The 16,141-nt window shown below is 60.1% G+C and carries 14 protein-coding genes; 9 read left to right on the top strand and 5 right to left on the bottom strand.

Annotation, left to right across the window (positions count from 1 at the left end; translation table 11 throughout):
* Positions 1 to 131 precede the first annotated feature (131 nt).
* Positions 132 to 1,076 carry a LysR family transcriptional regulator gene (locus ACM6IV_RS19950; RefSeq protein ID WP_414871319.1) on the top strand — a complete coding sequence of 315 codons (945 nt, stop codon included), beginning with the start codon at positions 132 to 134 and terminating at the stop codon, positions 1,074 to 1,076.
* 190 nt (positions 1,077 to 1,266) lie between these two features.
* Positions 1,267 to 2,883, top strand: coding sequence for an alkaline phosphatase family protein (locus ACM6IV_RS19945; RefSeq protein ID WP_414871318.1), 1,617 nt, complete (start codon positions 1,267 to 1,269; stop codon positions 2,881 to 2,883).
* A 107-nt stretch (positions 2,884 to 2,990) separates the two neighbouring features.
* Here the strand turns inward: ACM6IV_RS19945 and ACM6IV_RS19940 are convergent, their stop codons facing one another.
* Positions 2,991 to 3,911 (bottom strand): TauD/TfdA dioxygenase family protein, encoded by a 921-nt coding sequence (locus ACM6IV_RS19940; protein ID WP_414871317.1) that lies wholly within the window; start codon positions 3,909 to 3,911, stop codon positions 2,991 to 2,993.
* A 182-nt stretch (positions 3,912 to 4,093) separates the two neighbouring features.
* On the opposite strand from ACM6IV_RS19940, the gene ACM6IV_RS19935 reads away from it, so the two are divergent.
* The gene (locus tag ACM6IV_RS19935) at positions 4,094 to 5,014 is read left to right on the top strand and encodes a LysR family transcriptional regulator (protein WP_093440454.1); all 921 of its coding nucleotides are present in this window, start codon (positions 4,094 to 4,096) and stop codon (positions 5,012 to 5,014) included.
* 95 nt (positions 5,015 to 5,109) lie between these two features.
* On the opposite strand, the gene ACM6IV_RS19930 is transcribed toward ACM6IV_RS19935, so the two are convergent.
* Positions 5,110 to 6,123, bottom strand: a complete 1,014-nt coding sequence (locus ACM6IV_RS19930) for an ABC transporter substrate-binding protein (protein ID WP_414871316.1) — start codon at positions 6,121 to 6,123, stop codon at positions 5,110 to 5,112.
* Positions 6,124 to 6,519: 396 nt separating this feature from the next.
* On the opposite strand from ACM6IV_RS19930, the gene ACM6IV_RS19925 reads away from it, so the two are divergent.
* The 3 genes from ACM6IV_RS19925 to ACM6IV_RS19915 are packed head-to-tail and all read left to right on the top strand — an operon-like array spanning position 6,520 to position 10,555.
* Positions 6,520 to 8,118 carry an ABC transporter permease gene (locus ACM6IV_RS19925; RefSeq protein ID WP_414871315.1) on the top strand — a complete coding sequence of 533 codons (1,599 nt, stop codon included), beginning with the start codon at positions 6,520 to 6,522 and terminating at the stop codon, positions 8,116 to 8,118.
* Positions 8,115 to 8,930 carry an ABC transporter ATP-binding protein gene (locus ACM6IV_RS19920; protein WP_123375654.1) on the top strand — a complete coding sequence of 272 codons (816 nt, stop codon included), beginning with the start codon at positions 8,115 to 8,117 and terminating at the stop codon, positions 8,928 to 8,930. Before ACM6IV_RS19925 ends, ACM6IV_RS19920 begins: the two co-directional genes overlap by 4 nt.
* A 14-nt stretch (positions 8,931 to 8,944) precedes the next feature.
* The gene (locus ACM6IV_RS19915; protein ID WP_414871314.1) at positions 8,945 to 10,555 is read left to right on the top strand and encodes an arylsulfatase; all 1,611 of its coding nucleotides are present in this window, start codon (positions 8,945 to 8,947) and stop codon (positions 10,553 to 10,555) included.
* A gap of 200 nt (positions 10,556 to 10,755) precedes the next feature.
* Here the strand turns inward: ACM6IV_RS19915 and ACM6IV_RS19910 are convergent, their stop codons facing one another.
* Complete coding sequence (locus tag ACM6IV_RS19910; protein WP_414871313.1) at positions 10,756 to 11,826, bottom strand: fatty acid desaturase; 1,071 nt, start codon at positions 11,824 to 11,826, stop codon at positions 10,756 to 10,758.
* Positions 11,827 to 11,926: 100 nt separating this feature from the next.
* On the opposite strand from ACM6IV_RS19910, the gene ACM6IV_RS19905 reads away from it, so the two are divergent.
* Positions 11,927 to 12,931: an AraC family transcriptional regulator gene (locus tag ACM6IV_RS19905; protein WP_414871312.1), complete on the top strand. Its 1,005-nt coding sequence runs from the start codon at positions 11,927 to 11,929 to the stop codon at positions 12,929 to 12,931.
* Positions 12,932 to 13,034: 103 nt separating this feature from the next.
* Here ACM6IV_RS19905 and ACM6IV_RS19900 read toward each other — a convergent pair whose 3' ends face one another.
* Both ACM6IV_RS19900 and ACM6IV_RS19895 read right to left on the bottom strand, forming a co-directional pair.
* Positions 13,035 to 14,420: a heavy metal sensor histidine kinase gene (locus ACM6IV_RS19900; RefSeq protein WP_414871311.1), complete on the bottom strand. Its 1,386-nt coding sequence runs from the start codon at positions 14,418 to 14,420 to the stop codon at positions 13,035 to 13,037.
* Positions 14,410 to 15,090: a heavy metal response regulator transcription factor gene (locus tag ACM6IV_RS19895; RefSeq protein ID WP_016987597.1), complete on the bottom strand. Its 681-nt coding sequence runs from the start codon at positions 15,088 to 15,090 to the stop codon at positions 14,410 to 14,412. The genes ACM6IV_RS19900 and ACM6IV_RS19895 overlap by 11 nt, the downstream gene beginning before the upstream one ends.
* Before the next feature lie 136 nt (positions 15,091 to 15,226).
* Here ACM6IV_RS19895 and ACM6IV_RS19890 point away from each other — a divergent pair, with 136 nt between their 5' ends.
* On the top strand, positions 15,227 to 15,712 hold the full coding sequence (locus ACM6IV_RS19890; protein ID WP_414871310.1) for a GlcG/HbpS family heme-binding protein: 486 nt from the start codon (positions 15,227 to 15,229) through the stop codon (positions 15,710 to 15,712).
* A gap of 12 nt (positions 15,713 to 15,724) precedes the next feature.
* Entirely contained in the window at positions 15,725 to 16,135 is a 411-nt protein-coding gene (uraH, locus tag ACM6IV_RS19885) for a hydroxyisourate hydrolase (protein ID WP_414871309.1), read from the top strand.
* Positions 16,136 to 16,141 lie beyond the last annotated feature (6 nt).

Raw genomic sequence — 16,141 nt, 5'->3', positions numbered from 1 at the left:
TTCAGCGCTGCATATTCTTTTAAGTTATTTATTTATGGATTTACAAATATTTACTGCATAAGAGATTGCCTTTATAAGGAGTCGACCTAATGCATATCCAATGCATTTCCCGGATATTTTTTATGTGAAAAATGCATATCGACTTGCGCCAACTTCGTCACTTCATCGCTCTGGCTGAACAACGCAGCTTCGTCGCTGGCGCGCAGGCGGTGAATCTGTCGCAGTCAGCGTTCAGCCGCAGCATTCAGGCACTCGAGCACAGCGTCGGCTGTCAGTTGGTTGATCGTGGGCGCAAGGAATTACCGCCGACCAAACAGGGCCAGGTGCTGCTGGAGCACGCGCGGCGACTGGTCAGCGGCGCGCAGCAGATGGCCAACGAGATCAGCCAGTTCAACGGGCTTGAGGCGGGGGAATTACGCTTCGGCTGCGGACCGGCACCCGCGGCGGGTTTGATCCCTCGGGCCATTGGCAGCTTTATCGGGCGCTACCCGAAAGCGCGGGTGCAGTTTCAGGTCGATGACTGGCAAAGCCTGAGCAGGCGGCTACTGAGTGAGGAGTTCGAATTCTTTGTCGCGGACACCCGCTACTTCGAAGCGGATCCGGATTATCTGACGCACCGGTTGCGGCCGCGTAAATGGCATTTCTGCTGCCGCGCGGGACATCCGCTGGCCGCTTTTGAGCGGGTCACTGCCGCGCAATTGATGAGCTACCCGCTGGCGGTGAGTATTCGTCCACCGAATTTGCGAAAAGTCATAGTCGATCTCAGTGGACGGCCGGATTTCACACCGAATGTGGAGTGTGAAAACAGCTCGAGTCTGCTCGGCGTGGTGCTGCGTTCGGATGCGATCGGGATTGTTGGCGCCTATTCGGATGCACTGCATCAGGCCAAGGGTGAGCTGGTTTGTTTGAAGATCGAAGGCCTGGCGGATGATCTGGAGGAGTTGTACACCCGCTACGGGATTGTCAGCCGGGCGGGGTATCGGTTGTCGCCGTTGGCTGAAGCGATGATTGAGCAGATCAAGGCGATTGATGCGGTGGATGAGGAGGTGTGTTCACTGGAGAATTTTGCCGTTTGAGCCACCGCCTTCGCGAGCAAGCCCGCTCCCACATTTGGAACGCGTACTCCTGTGGGAGCGGGCTTGCTCGCGAAGGCGTCGCCACAGGCACCGATGCATCCACTGCATAAACCCCATTCCCCAAATGCACTTGCCGAACACCCCCACCGAAAGCGAAAAACCCCACCTGTCTTCCTGACCGGTGAACCCCATGTCCCAGCCTGAAAACCCCGTGCGCAACGTGCTCTACATCATGTGCGACCAACTGCGCCGCGATTACCTGTCCTGTTACGGCCACCCGCATCTGCACACACCGAACATCGATCGACTGGCTGCAGCCGGTGTGCGCTTCAGCCGCGCCTACACCCAAGGCACGATCTGCGGCCCGTCGCGGATGTCGGCTTATACCGGACGCTATGTCAGCAGCCATCAAGTCGCGTGGAACGCCGTGCCGTTGCCGCTGGAAGAGCTGACCCTCGGCGATTATTTGCGCCCCCACGGCATTCGTACCGCGCTGGTCGGCAAGACCCACGCCACGGCCAATGTCGATGCGTTACAGCGGCTGGCGATCAACCCGGACAGCGAACAAGCCGAAGTGCTCAACGAAGTCGGTTTCGAACCTTACTTCCGGCACGACGGCATCTTCCCCGACGACCCGCTGTTCGACGACAAACGCGAATCCGCGCCCTACACCCATTACCTGCGTGAACAGGGTTTCGACGGGCGAAATCCCTGGCACGACTGGGCCAACGCTGCCGAAGGCGCGAACGGGGAAATCCTCAGCGGCTGGAAAATGCGTCATGCGAATTTGCCAGCACGAATTCCCGAGCAACACTCAGAGACTGTCTACACTACAAATCGAGCCATCGACTTCATCACCGAGCAAGGTGAGAAATCGTGGTGTTTACACCTTTCCTATATCAAACCGCACTGGCCCTACATCGTACCAGCGCCGTACCACGCCTTGTACAGTACGAAATCGATTCTCGACGCGGTCCGCGCGGCGCCCTCCGAAGCCAGTAAACACCCCGTATACACTGCCTTTCGCCAACATGAGGAAAGCCTCAACTTTTCCCGTGATTCAGTACGATTGACTGTAATCCCTACCTACATGGGTCTGGTCAAACAGATTGATGATCAACTCGGAAGGCTGTTCGATTTTCTGCAGAGCATTGGCCGCTGGGATGACACGTTGATTGTGTTCACCAGCGATCACGGCGACTTTCTGGGCGATCACTGGCTCGGTGAGAAAGAGTTTTTGCTGGAGCAGGCGGTGGGGGTGCCACTGATCGTGCGCGACCCTCGTGCGGCGGCCGATGTCACGCGCGGTACGGTTGATGATCGGTTGGCGGAAACCATCGACGCGTTGCCGACCTTTCTTCAAGCATTGGGTTTACCGGCGGCGGAACATCGGCTTGAGGGACGCTCGTTGATCCCGCTTCTGCACGGTGCAAACCCCGAATGGCGCCGCTATGCAATCAGCGAATACGACTACGCCTTTCAGGCACCGGCGCGGGAGCGTTTGGGTCAGCCGATCGACCGTTGCCGCATGACCATGGTGCGCAGCGAGCGCTGGAAATACCTGGCGTACGACGGTTTTCGGCCGCAGCTGTTTGATCTGCTGAATGATCCGCAGGAGCTGCGCGATTTGGGTGATGACCCGGCGTATGCGGCGGTGCGCGAAGAGCATGCGGGGTATTTGTTTGAGTGGGTGCGCGGGTTGAAGCGGCGGACCACGATCAGTCATCAGGAGATTGATTGGCGTGGGCAGCGGTTTCGCTACGGTGAGCCGGAAACCGAGAAGGCCGTCCAAATCGGCGTGTGGTGACAGTCCTTCGCGAGCAAGCCCGCTCCCACAGGGTTTGCGTGTGTTCACATCCGTTGTGTTCAACACAAATCCATTGTGGGAGCGGGCTTGCTCGCGAAGAGGCCCGATCAGACGCCGACGATATCCGCGCCTTTGATAGTCTGGCTACGCTGCCCGTTCGCGCCAACTGGCACTTCACCTTTAAGCGTCACCCGGCGCACCACGCGATCCTGGGTGCCGTAATCATCAATCGCATAATGCTGCGTCGAGCGGTTATCCCAGATCGCCACATCACCGGCCTTCCAGCGCCAGCGCACGGTGTTTTCCTGACGGATCACGTGGCTCTGCAGCAGCCCGAACAGATGTGCCGAATCCGCCTGCGAATAGCCCTTGATGCGTTTGACGAAATGCCCCAGCAACAAGCTCTTCTCGCCGCTGATCGGATGCACGCGCACCACCGGATGCTCAGTCTCGTAAACGGTCGAGGTGAAGACCTTGCGATAGCGCTCCAGCTTCTCCGCCGAGACGTCCGGTTTCGCGCTGGCGTAGTCGTATTCGTTGCTGTGCACGGCGATCAGTTTGTCGGCCAGTTCACGCAGCTCGGTCGGCAAGCCGTTGTACGCCGTCGCGGTGTTGGCCCACAAGGTGTCGCCACCGAATGCCGGGGCCACCACCGAGCGCAAAATCGAGGCTTTCGGGTAGGCGTCAACGAAGGTCACGTCAGTGTGCCAGGAGTTGGCGCGCTGGCCTTCGGCACCGTCCAGTTCGAGCAGATAACGCGTGCCTTCGCGGGATGGCACGGTTGGATGCGCGACCGGCTCGCCGAGCAAATGGGCGAAGGCTTCCTGACGCTGATCGTCGAGTTGGGTCTGTTCGCGGAAAAACACGACTTTGTACTGAACCAGCGCCTGTTGAATCGCTTCGACGGTGGCGGCGTCCAGCTCTCCGGACAAATGCACGCCACGAATCTCGGCGCCGATACGACCGGCCACCGGATGAATTTCCAGTGCGTGGACAGCGGGTTTTACTGCGAGTGCGGCATTGCTCATGGGTAGACCCTCATCGACTGCTTACGGTTTGGACGGCAGCGAAACAACGCTCTATCTATATTCCATTTACATCTAATAGATATACACATGCTTCGTTGACGGAATAAGAGCTTGCATTTAAAACCTCTAGCAACCCTCGTCGCAAATGCCTTCGAGCTATTTTTAGGATGCCGGAAAAGCATATGGATCTTCGCCAGTTGCGTTACTTCATCGCCCTCAATGAACACCGCAGTTTTGTCCGTGCGGCGGATGCGATGGGCATCACTCAACCGGCGTTCAGCCGCAGTATTCAGGGGCTGGAGCAGGAATTCGGCTGCGTGTTGGTGGATCGCGGCAACAAGGATCTGCGCCCCACGCCCGAAGGCCAGGTGGTGCTGCAACACGCCCTGAGCCTGGTACAGGGCGCCGCACTGCTCAGTGCCGAGGTGACGCAGATGACCAAGCTCGATGCCGGTGAGGTGCACTTCGGTTGCGGCCCGGCACCAGCGGTGAAACTGGTGCCGGACGCCGTGGCGCAATTCATCAACGCGCACCCGAAAGTGCGCACCTGTTTTCAGGTGGATAACTGGGAAAAACTTAGCCGTGCATTGAGCCGTGAAGAGATCGAATTCTTCATCGCCGACATCCGCCACTTCGAGTCCGATCCGAACTTCCAGACCCAGGCGCTGACCCCCAAACGCGGGGTGTTTTTCTGCCGCCCGGGGCATCCGCTGCTGGCCAAGGAGAGCCTGTCGACCAACGACATGTTCGACTATCCGTTGGCGACCACGCTGATCCCGCCGGGCATTCGCAAACTGCTGGCGAACCTCAGTGGGCGCATCGATTTTTCTCCGACCATCGAGACCGAGCACTTTCCGGCGCTGGTCAAAGTGGTGCTGCAATCGAATGCGATCGGCGTGGGCACCGAGGAGGCATTTGTCGAGGACATTGCCAAGGGCTCGCTGGTGTTGCTGCACTGGCGTAATTTGCCGCAGAACCTGGAAAGCATGAATGCACGCTGCGGGATCGTCAGTCGTACCGGGTTCAGGTTGTCGCCAGCGGCACGGGCGATGATCGAGACGTTGGTGGCGGTGGATCGGCAGGAGATCAGCGTCGCGGTTTAGAGCCCCTTCGCGAGCAGGCTCACTCCTACAGGGGAACGCATTCCAAATGTAGGAGTGAGCCTGCTCGCGATGGCGCCGGATCAGGCGCTAAAGATTCAGAGCTTGGCCGCTGCCAGCTCAGGCGCCACCCAATCACTCACCTTGAACGGCTTGCGAATCAGCTTCTGCTGCGCCGCCAGATCGACCTTGTCTTGCAGGCCGCCAAGGAACACCGGATCCAGCGTCGACGGGAACACTTCGCTCAATTTCTGATCCTGCAGATCCTGGGTCAGGATCACCGGCGGATAGCTGGCCAAACCCGAGACCAGTTGCACGTAAGCGGCCTTGTTGCTGTCCTCGGTCAGCCATTCCACGGCCTGCTGTTGCGCCTTGAGCAACTTGGCCACCGCTTCCGGGTGCGCGTCAACAAACTTGCCGCTGCCGATCAACACAGCCTGCACGCTGCCAGCGTCCCCGAGGTCCTTGGTATTGAGCGGCAACTCGGCCAAGCCTTTGGCCTGCAATGCGGTCAAGCCGGAGCTGCCCCACGAGGCATCGATCTGTTTGGCGGCCAGTGCCGCGACGGCTGCGTTGAAATCCAGATTGATGACTTTTAGATCCTTCTCGCTCAGGCCCTGACTGGCCAGCGCCGCGTCAAACGACAACTGGGTTGCCGTGCCTCGGAAGATCGCTACCCGCTTGCCTTTCAGGTCCTGCAAGGTCTTGATCCCCGACCCCGGCACCACACCCAGATATTGCTTTACCCCACGGGCAGTAGCACTGAGCAAACGGGTATCGAGGCCATTGGATTTGCCGATGATTGCCGCCAGGTCTCCCAGATACGCCAGATCGACCTGACCGTTGGCAAATGCCTCATTGATCACCGGCCCCGCACCTTTGAAGAAATTCCACTGAATCTTGATGCCCTGTTCGGCAAAGGCTTTTTCGAAGATTTGCTGATCGCGCAATACATCCACCACACCGCCGCCGCTGTGCTGGGTTCCGGCGCTGAGATCGGGCACGGCGATTCTGATTTCCTTGAGTTCATCGGCGTGGGCGCTGAACGCCAGCAAGCCCGCCAGCGCAGGTACGGCAAACAGACTGAAAACACGGTTGAAGGGAAGGTTCATGGGTGCTGCTCCTTGATCGCGAGGGGCGTTAAGGAGCCGAAAGTAGGCCGAATGCCTACCTGCACTTAAATACTATAAATGCACATTTTTATAGCTTTTAAAGCTAAGCAAGCAACAACGGGGCTTGCAGCGGCGTATGCATAAACAGCATCGAAAATATTCTTCGAATGCATTGGATGCGTAGGGTCGGGAAGCCTTAAATGGCGCTGCTTATCTCCAAAAAGAACTTATTAAAGATTATTTATAACTATTAGCTCTTAGTTAATTCCGCTAGAGATCGCAGCCTTCGGCAGCTTCTACAGGGGTCAATTCAAGGACGCATTCCCCCGTAGAGGCTGCCGAAGGCTGCGATCTTTTGATGTTGATCTTGAGCCAACCCGACAACGGAGGTCACCCATGGCCCGCCAATCCTTGCTCAGTCTTCCACTCCCCGCGCCGCCGCTGAAAAGCCGCCGCACCTGGCCAAACCTGAACCAACGCCTGTTGCCGTGGCTGCTGCCACTCAGTCTGTTCGCGTTGTGGTGGCTGGCCGCACGCAATGAATGGATGAGCGAACAGATTCTGCCGGCGCCGTCGCTGGTGTGGAACAGCGCTGTCGAGCTGTCGCAGGGCGAGCTGTGGAGCCATTTGTGGATCAGCCTGCAGCGTTTGTTCTGGGGCCTGCTCGCGGGGATTTTCGCTGGTGCGTTGCTCGGCGCAGCACTGGGCTTCAGTCGTCGTCTTGAACGCTTGGTCTTCCCGACCTTCGCCGGCCTGTCGCAAATACCGACGCTGGCGTGGATTCCATTGTTCATGGTGTTTTTCGGCATCGGCGAAGTGTTGAAACTGGTGGTGCTGATCAAAGCTATCGTCGTGCCGGTGACCCTGCACACCTTGGTGGGCGTACGCGACGCACAGCCAAAACTGCGTGAAGCCGCCGCGGTTCTGCGCCTGTCGCCGCGCCTGCTGATTCGGCGCCTGGTATTACCCGCCGCCCTCCCCGCGTTCATGGCTGGCGTGCGCCTGGCGCTGGCGGCTGGCTGGACGTCGTTGCTGGCCGTCGAACTGCTGGCCTCCAGCGAAGGCATCGGCTACCTGATGGTCTGGGCGCGGCAGTTGTTCATGCTCGACATTGTTTTCGTCTGCATCGTTGTCATCGGTTTGATCGGCGTGACGATGGATCGCGGCATCGGCCTGCTGGACAAGAAACTGGTGCACTGGCCGCACCCGGCCACGGCCGAAATTCGTCGCGGCCCGAGTTATGAAGGCTGGCAGCGTTTGCAGCCGTGGCTGCTGCCACTGGGCTTGTTGGCGCTGTGGCAACTGGCGAGTGATCAGCAGTGGGTCGACGCCAATATTCTGCTCAGCCCATTGGCCGTTTTGAGCACGGCGTGGAATGGCGTGCTCGACGGCACGTTGATCGGCGGCATGGCCCTGAGTCTCGGGCGCACGCTGGGTGGCCTGTTGCTCGGCGGTGGCCTCGGCTTTGCCCTGGGCTTGCTGCTGGGTCTATCGAACATTAGCGAACGGCTGCTCGGTCCGACACTCGCCGCCCTCCGCCAGATCGCCATTTTCGCTTGGGTGCCGCTGCTTACTGCATGGTTCGGTCTTGGCGAACTGGCCAAATGGGTGTTCGTCGCCCTTGCCGCGTTCTTTCCGCTGTTCATCGCCACGCAACGCAGCGTCGCCCACCTCTCGCCACAGCTCAATGAAGCCGCACAAGTGCTGCGCTTGAGCCTCGGCCAGCGTCTGCGTCAACTGGTGTTGCCGGGCGCCGCGCCGGGGATTTTCGCCGGACTGCGCCTGAGTCTGATCTACGCCTGGCTCGGCACCATCGGCGCTGAATATTTCATGCCGTCCAACGGCGGCATCGGCAGCCAGATGATCGGCGCACAACAACTGCTGCGCATGGACCTGATCATGGCCGGCATGCTTTTCGTCGGTCTCACCGGCGCCCTGCTCAACCTCATTGGCCAACGCCTGGAAATTCGCGCGACCCGCTGGAGACACGCATGAACGCACCGATTGTCAGCTTCAATCACGTAGGCAAATCCTTTGACGTCGACGGTTTCGAACTGGAGGCGATTCGCGAATTCAACCTGGACATCGCCGAGGGCGAATTCGTCGCCATTGTCGGCTCCAGCGGCTGTGGCAAATCAACGTTGCTGCGCTTGTTGGTAGGCCTTGATACGCAGTTTCGCGGGCAGATTACCGTGGACGGCAAAGCGGTCAGCGGCATCGGTGGCGAGCGTGGTATCGTCTTTCAGGAGCACCGTTTGTTCCCGTGGCTGACCGTCGCCGACAACATCGGCCTGGGCCTGGTCAACGAACCGCTGAGCGCTGCGCAGAAGCAACAGCGGATCAACGATTTTATCGATCTGGTCGGCCTGCGCGATTTCACCCGCGCCTATCCGCATCAGCTCTCCGGGGGCATGGCCCAGCGCGTGGCGATCGCTCGCGGTCTGGTCGCCAGCCCGAGAATTCTGCTGCTTGATGAACCCTTCGGTGCCCTTGACGCGCTGACCCGTCAGCAAATGCAGGACGAACTCTTGGCGATCCGTGATCGCGCAAAAATCACCACGATCCTCGTCACCCATGACGTTGAGGAAGCGATCTTCCTCGCCGACCGCGTGGTGGTGATGGAGCCGCGTCCGGGACGGATCAAGCAAGTGGTCGACATCGCCCTGCCGCACCCGCGCCAGCGCAGCAGTTTCGACTTCCATCAGTTACGTGAAGAACTGCTGCACGAACTGACCAGTGACGACCATTACCAACCGAGCGTGCCGGTGCAGATCCGTGATCTGCCGCTGACGTTCATTGCCTGCTGAACAGGAGTTTTGCGATGCCGCAACGTCCCAACTTTCTGGTGATTCTGGCCGACGATTTAGGCTTCTCCGACATCGGTGCGTTCGGCGGCGAAATCGCCACGCCGCACCTCGATGCCCTGGCCAACAACGGCCTGCGTTTGACCGACTTTCATACCGCGCCGACCTGCTCGCCGACCCGGTCGATGTTGCTGACTGGCACTGACCACCACATCGCCGGCATCGGCACCATGGCCGAAGCCCTGACCCCGGAACTGATCGGCAAACCGGGTTACGAGGGTTACCTTAACGACCGCGTGGTGGCGCTGCCGGAGCTGCTGCGCGAGGCCGGTTATCAAACCTTGATGAGCGGCAAATGGCACCTCGGTCTGAAGGCCGAACTGGCGCCGCATGCGCGCGGTTTCGAGCGTTCGTTTTCGCTGTTGCCGGGCGCGGCCAACCATTACGGCTTCGAGCCTACCTACGACGAGCACACGCCCGGCCTGCTGAAATCCACTCCGGCGCTGTACATCGAAGACGATACGTTTGTCGATGAATTGCCGAAGGATTTCTATTCCTCCGATGCCTTCGGCGACAAGTTGCTGCAGTACCTCAAGGAGCGTGATCAGAGCCGGCCGTTCTTCGCCTACCTGCCGTTCTCTGCACCGCACTGGCCGTTGCAGGCACCGGCCGAGATCGTCGAAAAATACCGTGGCCGCTATGACGCAGGCCCGGAAGTGCTGCGCCTCGAACGACTGGAAAAACTCAAAGCCCTCGGCCTGATCGAACCGGACGTCGAACCGCATCCGCTGATTCAGCTGACCCAGCAATGGGATGCGTTGAGCGAGGAGCAAAAACAGATTTCCGCGCGGGCCATGGAGGTCTACGCGGCGATGGTCGAGCGCATGGACTGGAACATCGGCCGGGTCGTCGATTATCTGCGCCAGCAGGGCCAGCTCGATAACACGTTCATCCTGTTCATGTCCGACAACGGTGCCGAAGGCGCGCTGCTCGAAGCGTTCCCGAAATTCGGCCCGGAGTTGATGACCTATCTGAACCAGCACTACGACAACAGCCTCGATAACATCGGTCGGGCCAATTCCTACGTCTGGTACGGGCCGAACTGGGCGCAGGTGGCGACCGCGCCGTCGCGCCTGTTCAAGGCGTTCACCACCGAGGGCGGGATTCGCGTGCCGGCGCTGCTGCACTATCCGCAGTTGCCAATCAAAGGACAGATCAGCCATGGCTTCGGCACAGTGATGGACATCACGCCGACGATTCTCGATCTGGCGGGTGTGCGCCACCCGGGCAAACTCTGGCACGGCAAACCGGTGGCGCCGTTGCGCGGTAAATCGTGGTTGGGGTTCTTGTCGGGTGAAACTGCGCAGGTGCATGACGAGCACACAGTGACGGGTTGGGAATTGTTCGGGCGCCGGGCGATTCGGCAAGGGTCGTGGAAAGCGGTGTGGATCCCCGGGCCGGCGGGGCCGGCGACTTGGCAGCTGTATGATTTGAGCAGTGATCCGGGGGAGATTCATGATCTGGCGTTGAGTCAGCCGCAGAAGCTCAGCGCGTTGATCGGGCATTGGCAGCAGTATGTGGAGGAGACTGGGGTGATTCTCAGTGCTTCGCCGTTTCAGCCGGATTGAGGGGAATATCAAGAACACCCTCACCCCAGCCCTCTCCCGGAGGGAGAGGGGGCTGACCGAGGTGTCTTTCGCTATACATCGACCTGAAAAATTGGCTCGATTATGGATTCAATGAAAAACATTCACGTCAGCGTACTTCCCCAATATCCCCCGATCAGTCCCCTCTCCCTCTGGGAGAGGGTTAGGGTGAGGGCAGCTTGTCAGGCCTCCACCGCCTCACCAGACACCGCGATTTCATCCCGACGAACAAAGCGGTTCGCCCGCCCGAACGTGCCGAAATCATTGAACCGCACCCCCATCTCGCGCATCACCTTATGCGCCACCGGCACGGTCATCTGGCGGATATAAAACGGCTCCTTCACGACAAAATGATGGATCCCGTGACTGCTGCCAAAGTTGAAGCAGAACGCCTGCAACGGCCACAACCACCAAGGGTTCAGCACCTGGCATTGCTGCAGCACATTGCCCGGCTCGACATCGCCGTAGTAATGCATGTTCGAGCTAATGAAGTGCAGGCAAAACGTGCGCAACACGTTCGGGCCGATGATCACCACGGTGGCGATATCAATCACCTGCATTACCGACAGCGTGGTCGTCGACCATTCAATCGGCGAACCCAGCAGATACGCGATGCCGTTCGCGGCGTGGAAACCAAGGAACACGTACCAGGCGCCCCAATGCAGCAGCGCCAGCGGTGCGTAGACTTTGAAAACCCGTTTCAGAATGCTCCACTTGTGCGCCCAGGCAGGCGCCCGCAGCAAGCGGATGAAGGCCGACATCATGTTATCGCCTACCATCAACAACCGCGCCAACCCCCACGGCTCGCCGTTGGTGATCGCGCGTTCTTCCATGTCAGCCTCAGTGCCGGAGACCTTGTGATGATTAAGGTGCAGATGGCGGCGAATCCACGGATTGATCGTGCTCGGCCGCGCCAGCCACACCAGGCCCATCATCAGGTTGTGCGGCACGCGCTGCTTGCGGAAGTACATGCTGTGGATCAGGTCGTGTTCCAGCTCATGGGTCAGCGAAGCAAAAAACGCGTTGAGCAGCAGGCACAGCCACCACGCCATATGGCCGCTGATGTACAACGCCGCCGAACCGATCATCCCCGCCAGGGCAAAGGCCAGAATCCCCGCCCCCAGCGCATCCTGATGCTTGAGAATCGGGTAGCGCTCACGCAGTTCGACGCCTTTGGCCAGCACCACTTCGCGAATATGCGCTGAGCGCTGGGCAGCATTGTGTCGCTGGGGACTTGCAGAAGTACGGTCCATGCTTCCATCCTCTGTTTATCGATGTTCGCATCGTGCCTCGCCAAGGCTTCAATTGCGGTAGCCAAGAACGCCAACCTGTTGACCGGAAGCGCCAATCAGCATGAAGGAACCGACCTCTCTCGCCAGCTGGACCCGTGCCTTGCGCAAGCAACTCGATGCGCTGGGGCTGGACAGCATTGCGCTGTGCCAACAGGCCGGGCTCGATCCGGACTTGATGGATGACCCCAACGCGCGCTATCCGCTGTCCGGCACCACGCGCCTGTGGGAAATCGCCGTGCAGGTCAGCGGCGACCCGGCGATTGGTTTGCGCGTATCGCGGTTCGTCAGCCCGACTACTTTTCATGCCCTTGGTTATGCGCTGGTCGCCAGCGGCAGTTTGCGCGAGGTGTTCGAACGCATCGTGCGCTATCACCCGGTGGTCAGCGATGCGCTGGAACTGGAACTGAACCGCAGCGACGACCGCTACCAATTCCGTCTGAAAATTCCGCCGGGCAATCCGGCGCCGGCCTTCGAAGCCATCGATGCGTTCGCCGCGATCTACGTGCGCACCTGCCGCAATCGTCTCGGCCGCGATTACGCGCCGCTGGCGGTTTATCTGCGCCGCCCGGAGCCGAGCGATGCGCAGCAATGGCACAAAGTCTTCCGCGCCCCGGTGCATTTCGGTTGTGCCGAGGATCGTCTTGAATTCGCCCTCGCCGACTTCGACAGCCACCTCGACGACGCCAACCCGGAACTCGCCGAACACAACGAAGCGGTGCTCAAACGCACGATGGCTCAGCTCCAACCGCTGACTTGGGAACGCAAGGTTCGCGATGCCATTGAAGAGCAACTGCCGGAAGGAGAGCCAAGTGCCGAACGCATTGCCCAGGCCTTGCACCTGAGTTTGCGCAGCCTGCAAAGGCATCTGGCGGATGAGGGTTGCCGCTTTGATACGTTGCTCAATGAGAGCCGCGAGAATCTGGCGCTGCTGCATCTGCGCGATCCGCAATGTTCGTTGAGCGAGGTGAGTTATTTGCTCGGGTTTGCCGACGCCAGCAGCTTCAGCCGCGCGTTCAAGCGCTGGACGGGGATGACGCCGGGGCAGTTTCGTGATGGGTTGCGCTGATCCAGAACCGGGTTGTCTGATCTGGCGCCATCGCGAGCAGGCTCACTCCTACAATTGGAATGCGTTCCTCCTGTAGGAGTGAGCCTGCTCGCGATGGCGTCGGTCATTTCACTTGGAAGCCCAGCTCAAACACTGTGCCCGCCGCATCACTGCTCACCCGCACCTGCCCCCCATGCAACTGCATGATCGACTGCACAATCGCCAGCCCCAAGCCACCGGAATCCCCCGGCTCTGCCCGTGCAGGATCGACGCGGTAGAAACGATCGAACAGTTTGTCCAGATGCTCAGGCGCAATGGCCGCGCCGCTGTTATGCACCTGCAACCAGCACCATCCCGGCTCATCGCGGCGACGCAGGCTGATCACGGTGGCGGGATCGGCATGACGCACGGCATTGGCCAGCAGATTGCCCAGCGCACGCTGCAACAGTTGCTGATCGGCAAACAGTTCGCCGTGCAATTGATTCTCCAGCCGTAGATTGCGGTCATCGGCCAAGGCCTCAAAGTAATCACACAGTTCACTGCCAACGCCGTGCAAGTCCAGGGTTTGCAGATTGAGCGCGCGCTCGGCCTGTTCTGCACGAGCGAGAAACATCAGGTTTTCCGCCATGCGCTTGAGGCGCTCGAACTCTTCCATGTTCGAGGCGAGGACTTCCTGATACTCCTCGGTGCTGCGTGGATGATTCAGCGCCTGACCGTTGCTCGCCAGCAAGGTGTGCAGCGGCGTACGGATCTCGTGGGCGAGGTCGGCGGAGAACTGCGACAGGCGCTGCACGCTGTCGTCCAGCCGCGCCAGCATGCCGTTGAGCGCGTGCACCGGTTCGAGCAGTTCGGTGGGCGTGCCAGCGGCCGGTAAGCGTTGATCAAGGCTGCGCAGATCGATGCCACGCACCGCTTCGCTCAACTGCCGTAACGGTCGCAAGCCCCGGCGCAGCAACAGCAAGCCCAAGGCAAAGGCGAGCAACGCGCCGAGGCCGACGGCCAGGTACAAGCGCAAACGGTAACTGGCGAGCATCTGCTCGCGTTCGCTCAGCACCTTGCCGGCAATCACCGTCAGCGGCTCGCCGTTCGGCCCTTGCGCGGCAGCGGACAACAGCGCCAGTTCAGCACCGTCCGGTGCCTGCCACGTCAGCACGTCGCGGCGCTGCGGCGCTTGCTCGCGGGGGATTGCGTTGAGCGGCGGCAGATCGCGCTGACGCGGGTTGATGGCGATCACGCTGGAACCATCGGCACGCCGCACCAGCAACAGGCTGTCGAGATTGCCGAGCATGTTCTGATACAACCGAGGCCGCGCTTGCAAGGCATCGAGGCTGTCACTGTCGGCGAGCAAGGCACGCACTTGTTCCAGCCGGCCAAGCAACGCGAGGTCGTCGCGCCAGGCGATTTCCGAGGCGAGCGAACGGTAGAGAAACACGCCAATCGCGCTCAACACCAAAGCACAAACCAATGCGAACGCCAGCGCCAGGCGCCAGGCGATCGACCTAAAGCGCATCGTCGGGGGCTTCCAGTTGATAACCGACGCCACGGACGGTGTGGATCAGTTTCGGCATGTACGGATCATCGACCTTCGCGCGCAGACGCCGGACGGCGACTTCGACCATGTTGGTGTCGCTGTCGAAATTCAGGTTCCACACCTGCGAGGCGATCAGCGTGCGCGACAGCACTTCGCCCTGGCGGCTGGCGAGCAGTTGCAGCAGGGCGAACTCCTTGTTGGTCAGGGCAATGCGCTGGCCACCGCGACTGACGCGGCGGCGCAATACATCGATTTCCAGATCAGCAATGGTGTACGACTCGGCTTCGCGCATCGGTCCGCGCCGCAGCAACGTGCGCACCCGCGCGAGCAGTTCGGCGAAGGCGAAGGGTTTGAGCAGATAATCATCGGCGCCCAGCTCGAGACCGCGCACGCGGTCTTCGATGGCGTCCTTGGCGGTAAGGAACAACACCGGCGTGGCGCCGCGCTGGCGAATCAGCTGCAACAATTGCCAACCGTTGAGACCGGGCAACATCACGTCGAGGATGATCAGGTCATATTCCTGTTGCTCGATAAAGTAGCGCCCATCGAGGCCATTGAGCGCCACGTCCACGGCGAAACCCGACTCGCCCAGGCCTTTGGCGAGGAAATTCGCGGTTTTGGCTTCATCTTCTACGACCAGCAAACGCATGGCACACCTCGATTGATCAGGCACACAGGCTAGGCGCCTTCGGCGGCGTTGCCCATTACAAACTTGTAATCAGACTGACGAGGTTCTGACGAGGACCGGCGATTAAGGTGACGACCTTCGCTTCTGGAGCCTGTCCATGACCGTCAAATATTTCGTTGCAAGCCTGCTGATCGGCCTCAGTGGCGCCGCTGTCGCCAGCCCGGAACTGCCGCGTCACGCCGACCTCGACTTGAAAACCGCACGGCTGCTCGCCGACACGGCAATCGCCAATTGCACCGGCACGGTGTCGGTGCTCGACCGCGGCGGCAATCTGCTGGTGACCTTGCGCGGTGATGGCGTTGGTCCGCACAACACCGCCGCCAGTCAGCGAAAAGCCTACACCGCACTGTCAACCAAGACCGCGACCCGGTTGTTTGCCGAGCGCGCTCGCAGCAACCCGGAAACCGCCAACCTCAACACCCTCGACGAGTTGCTGTTGCTCGGCGGCGGCATTCCGCTGTTCCTCGGCGCTGAACTGGTGGGCGCCATGGGCGTGGCCGGCTCCGGCGGCGGTGAGCAGGACGAAAACTGTGCGATCAAGGCGGCCGAGAAAACCGGTCTGGCCACTACCCGTTCCCAATAAGGAGATGCATCCATGAGCACTTTGCGCATGACTTTCGCCGCGCTCGGCCTGAGCGCTTTTTCAAGTCTGGCCCTGGCTGCCGGCAATCCCCTGAGCGTGCACGTGCTCAATCTGGAAAACGGCCTGCCTTCGCCGGGCATCAACGTGACCCTGGAAAAACACATCGGCGAAAACTGGCAGCCGCTGGCTCAAGGCACCACCAATGAACAAGGGCGGATTGCCGAACTGTTCCCGGCCAAACAGCCTTTTGAAGCGGGTGAATACCGGGTGGTGTTCAAGACCGGCGAATACTTCAAGAAGGCCCAGCACGATACATTCTTCCCGGAAATCCCGGTGATCTTCGAGGTAAAACAGACCGATCAGCATTACCACATCCCTCTGCTGCTCAGCCCGTATGGCTTCTCGACCTATCGCGGTTCGTAAAACCAG

Source organism: Pseudomonas sp. IT-347P (assembly GCF_949768005.1).
In the GTDB taxonomy this organism is placed as follows: domain Bacteria; phylum Pseudomonadota; class Gammaproteobacteria; order Pseudomonadales; family Pseudomonadaceae; genus Aquipseudomonas.
This window is presented reverse-complemented; position numbering and strand designations above follow the sequence as displayed.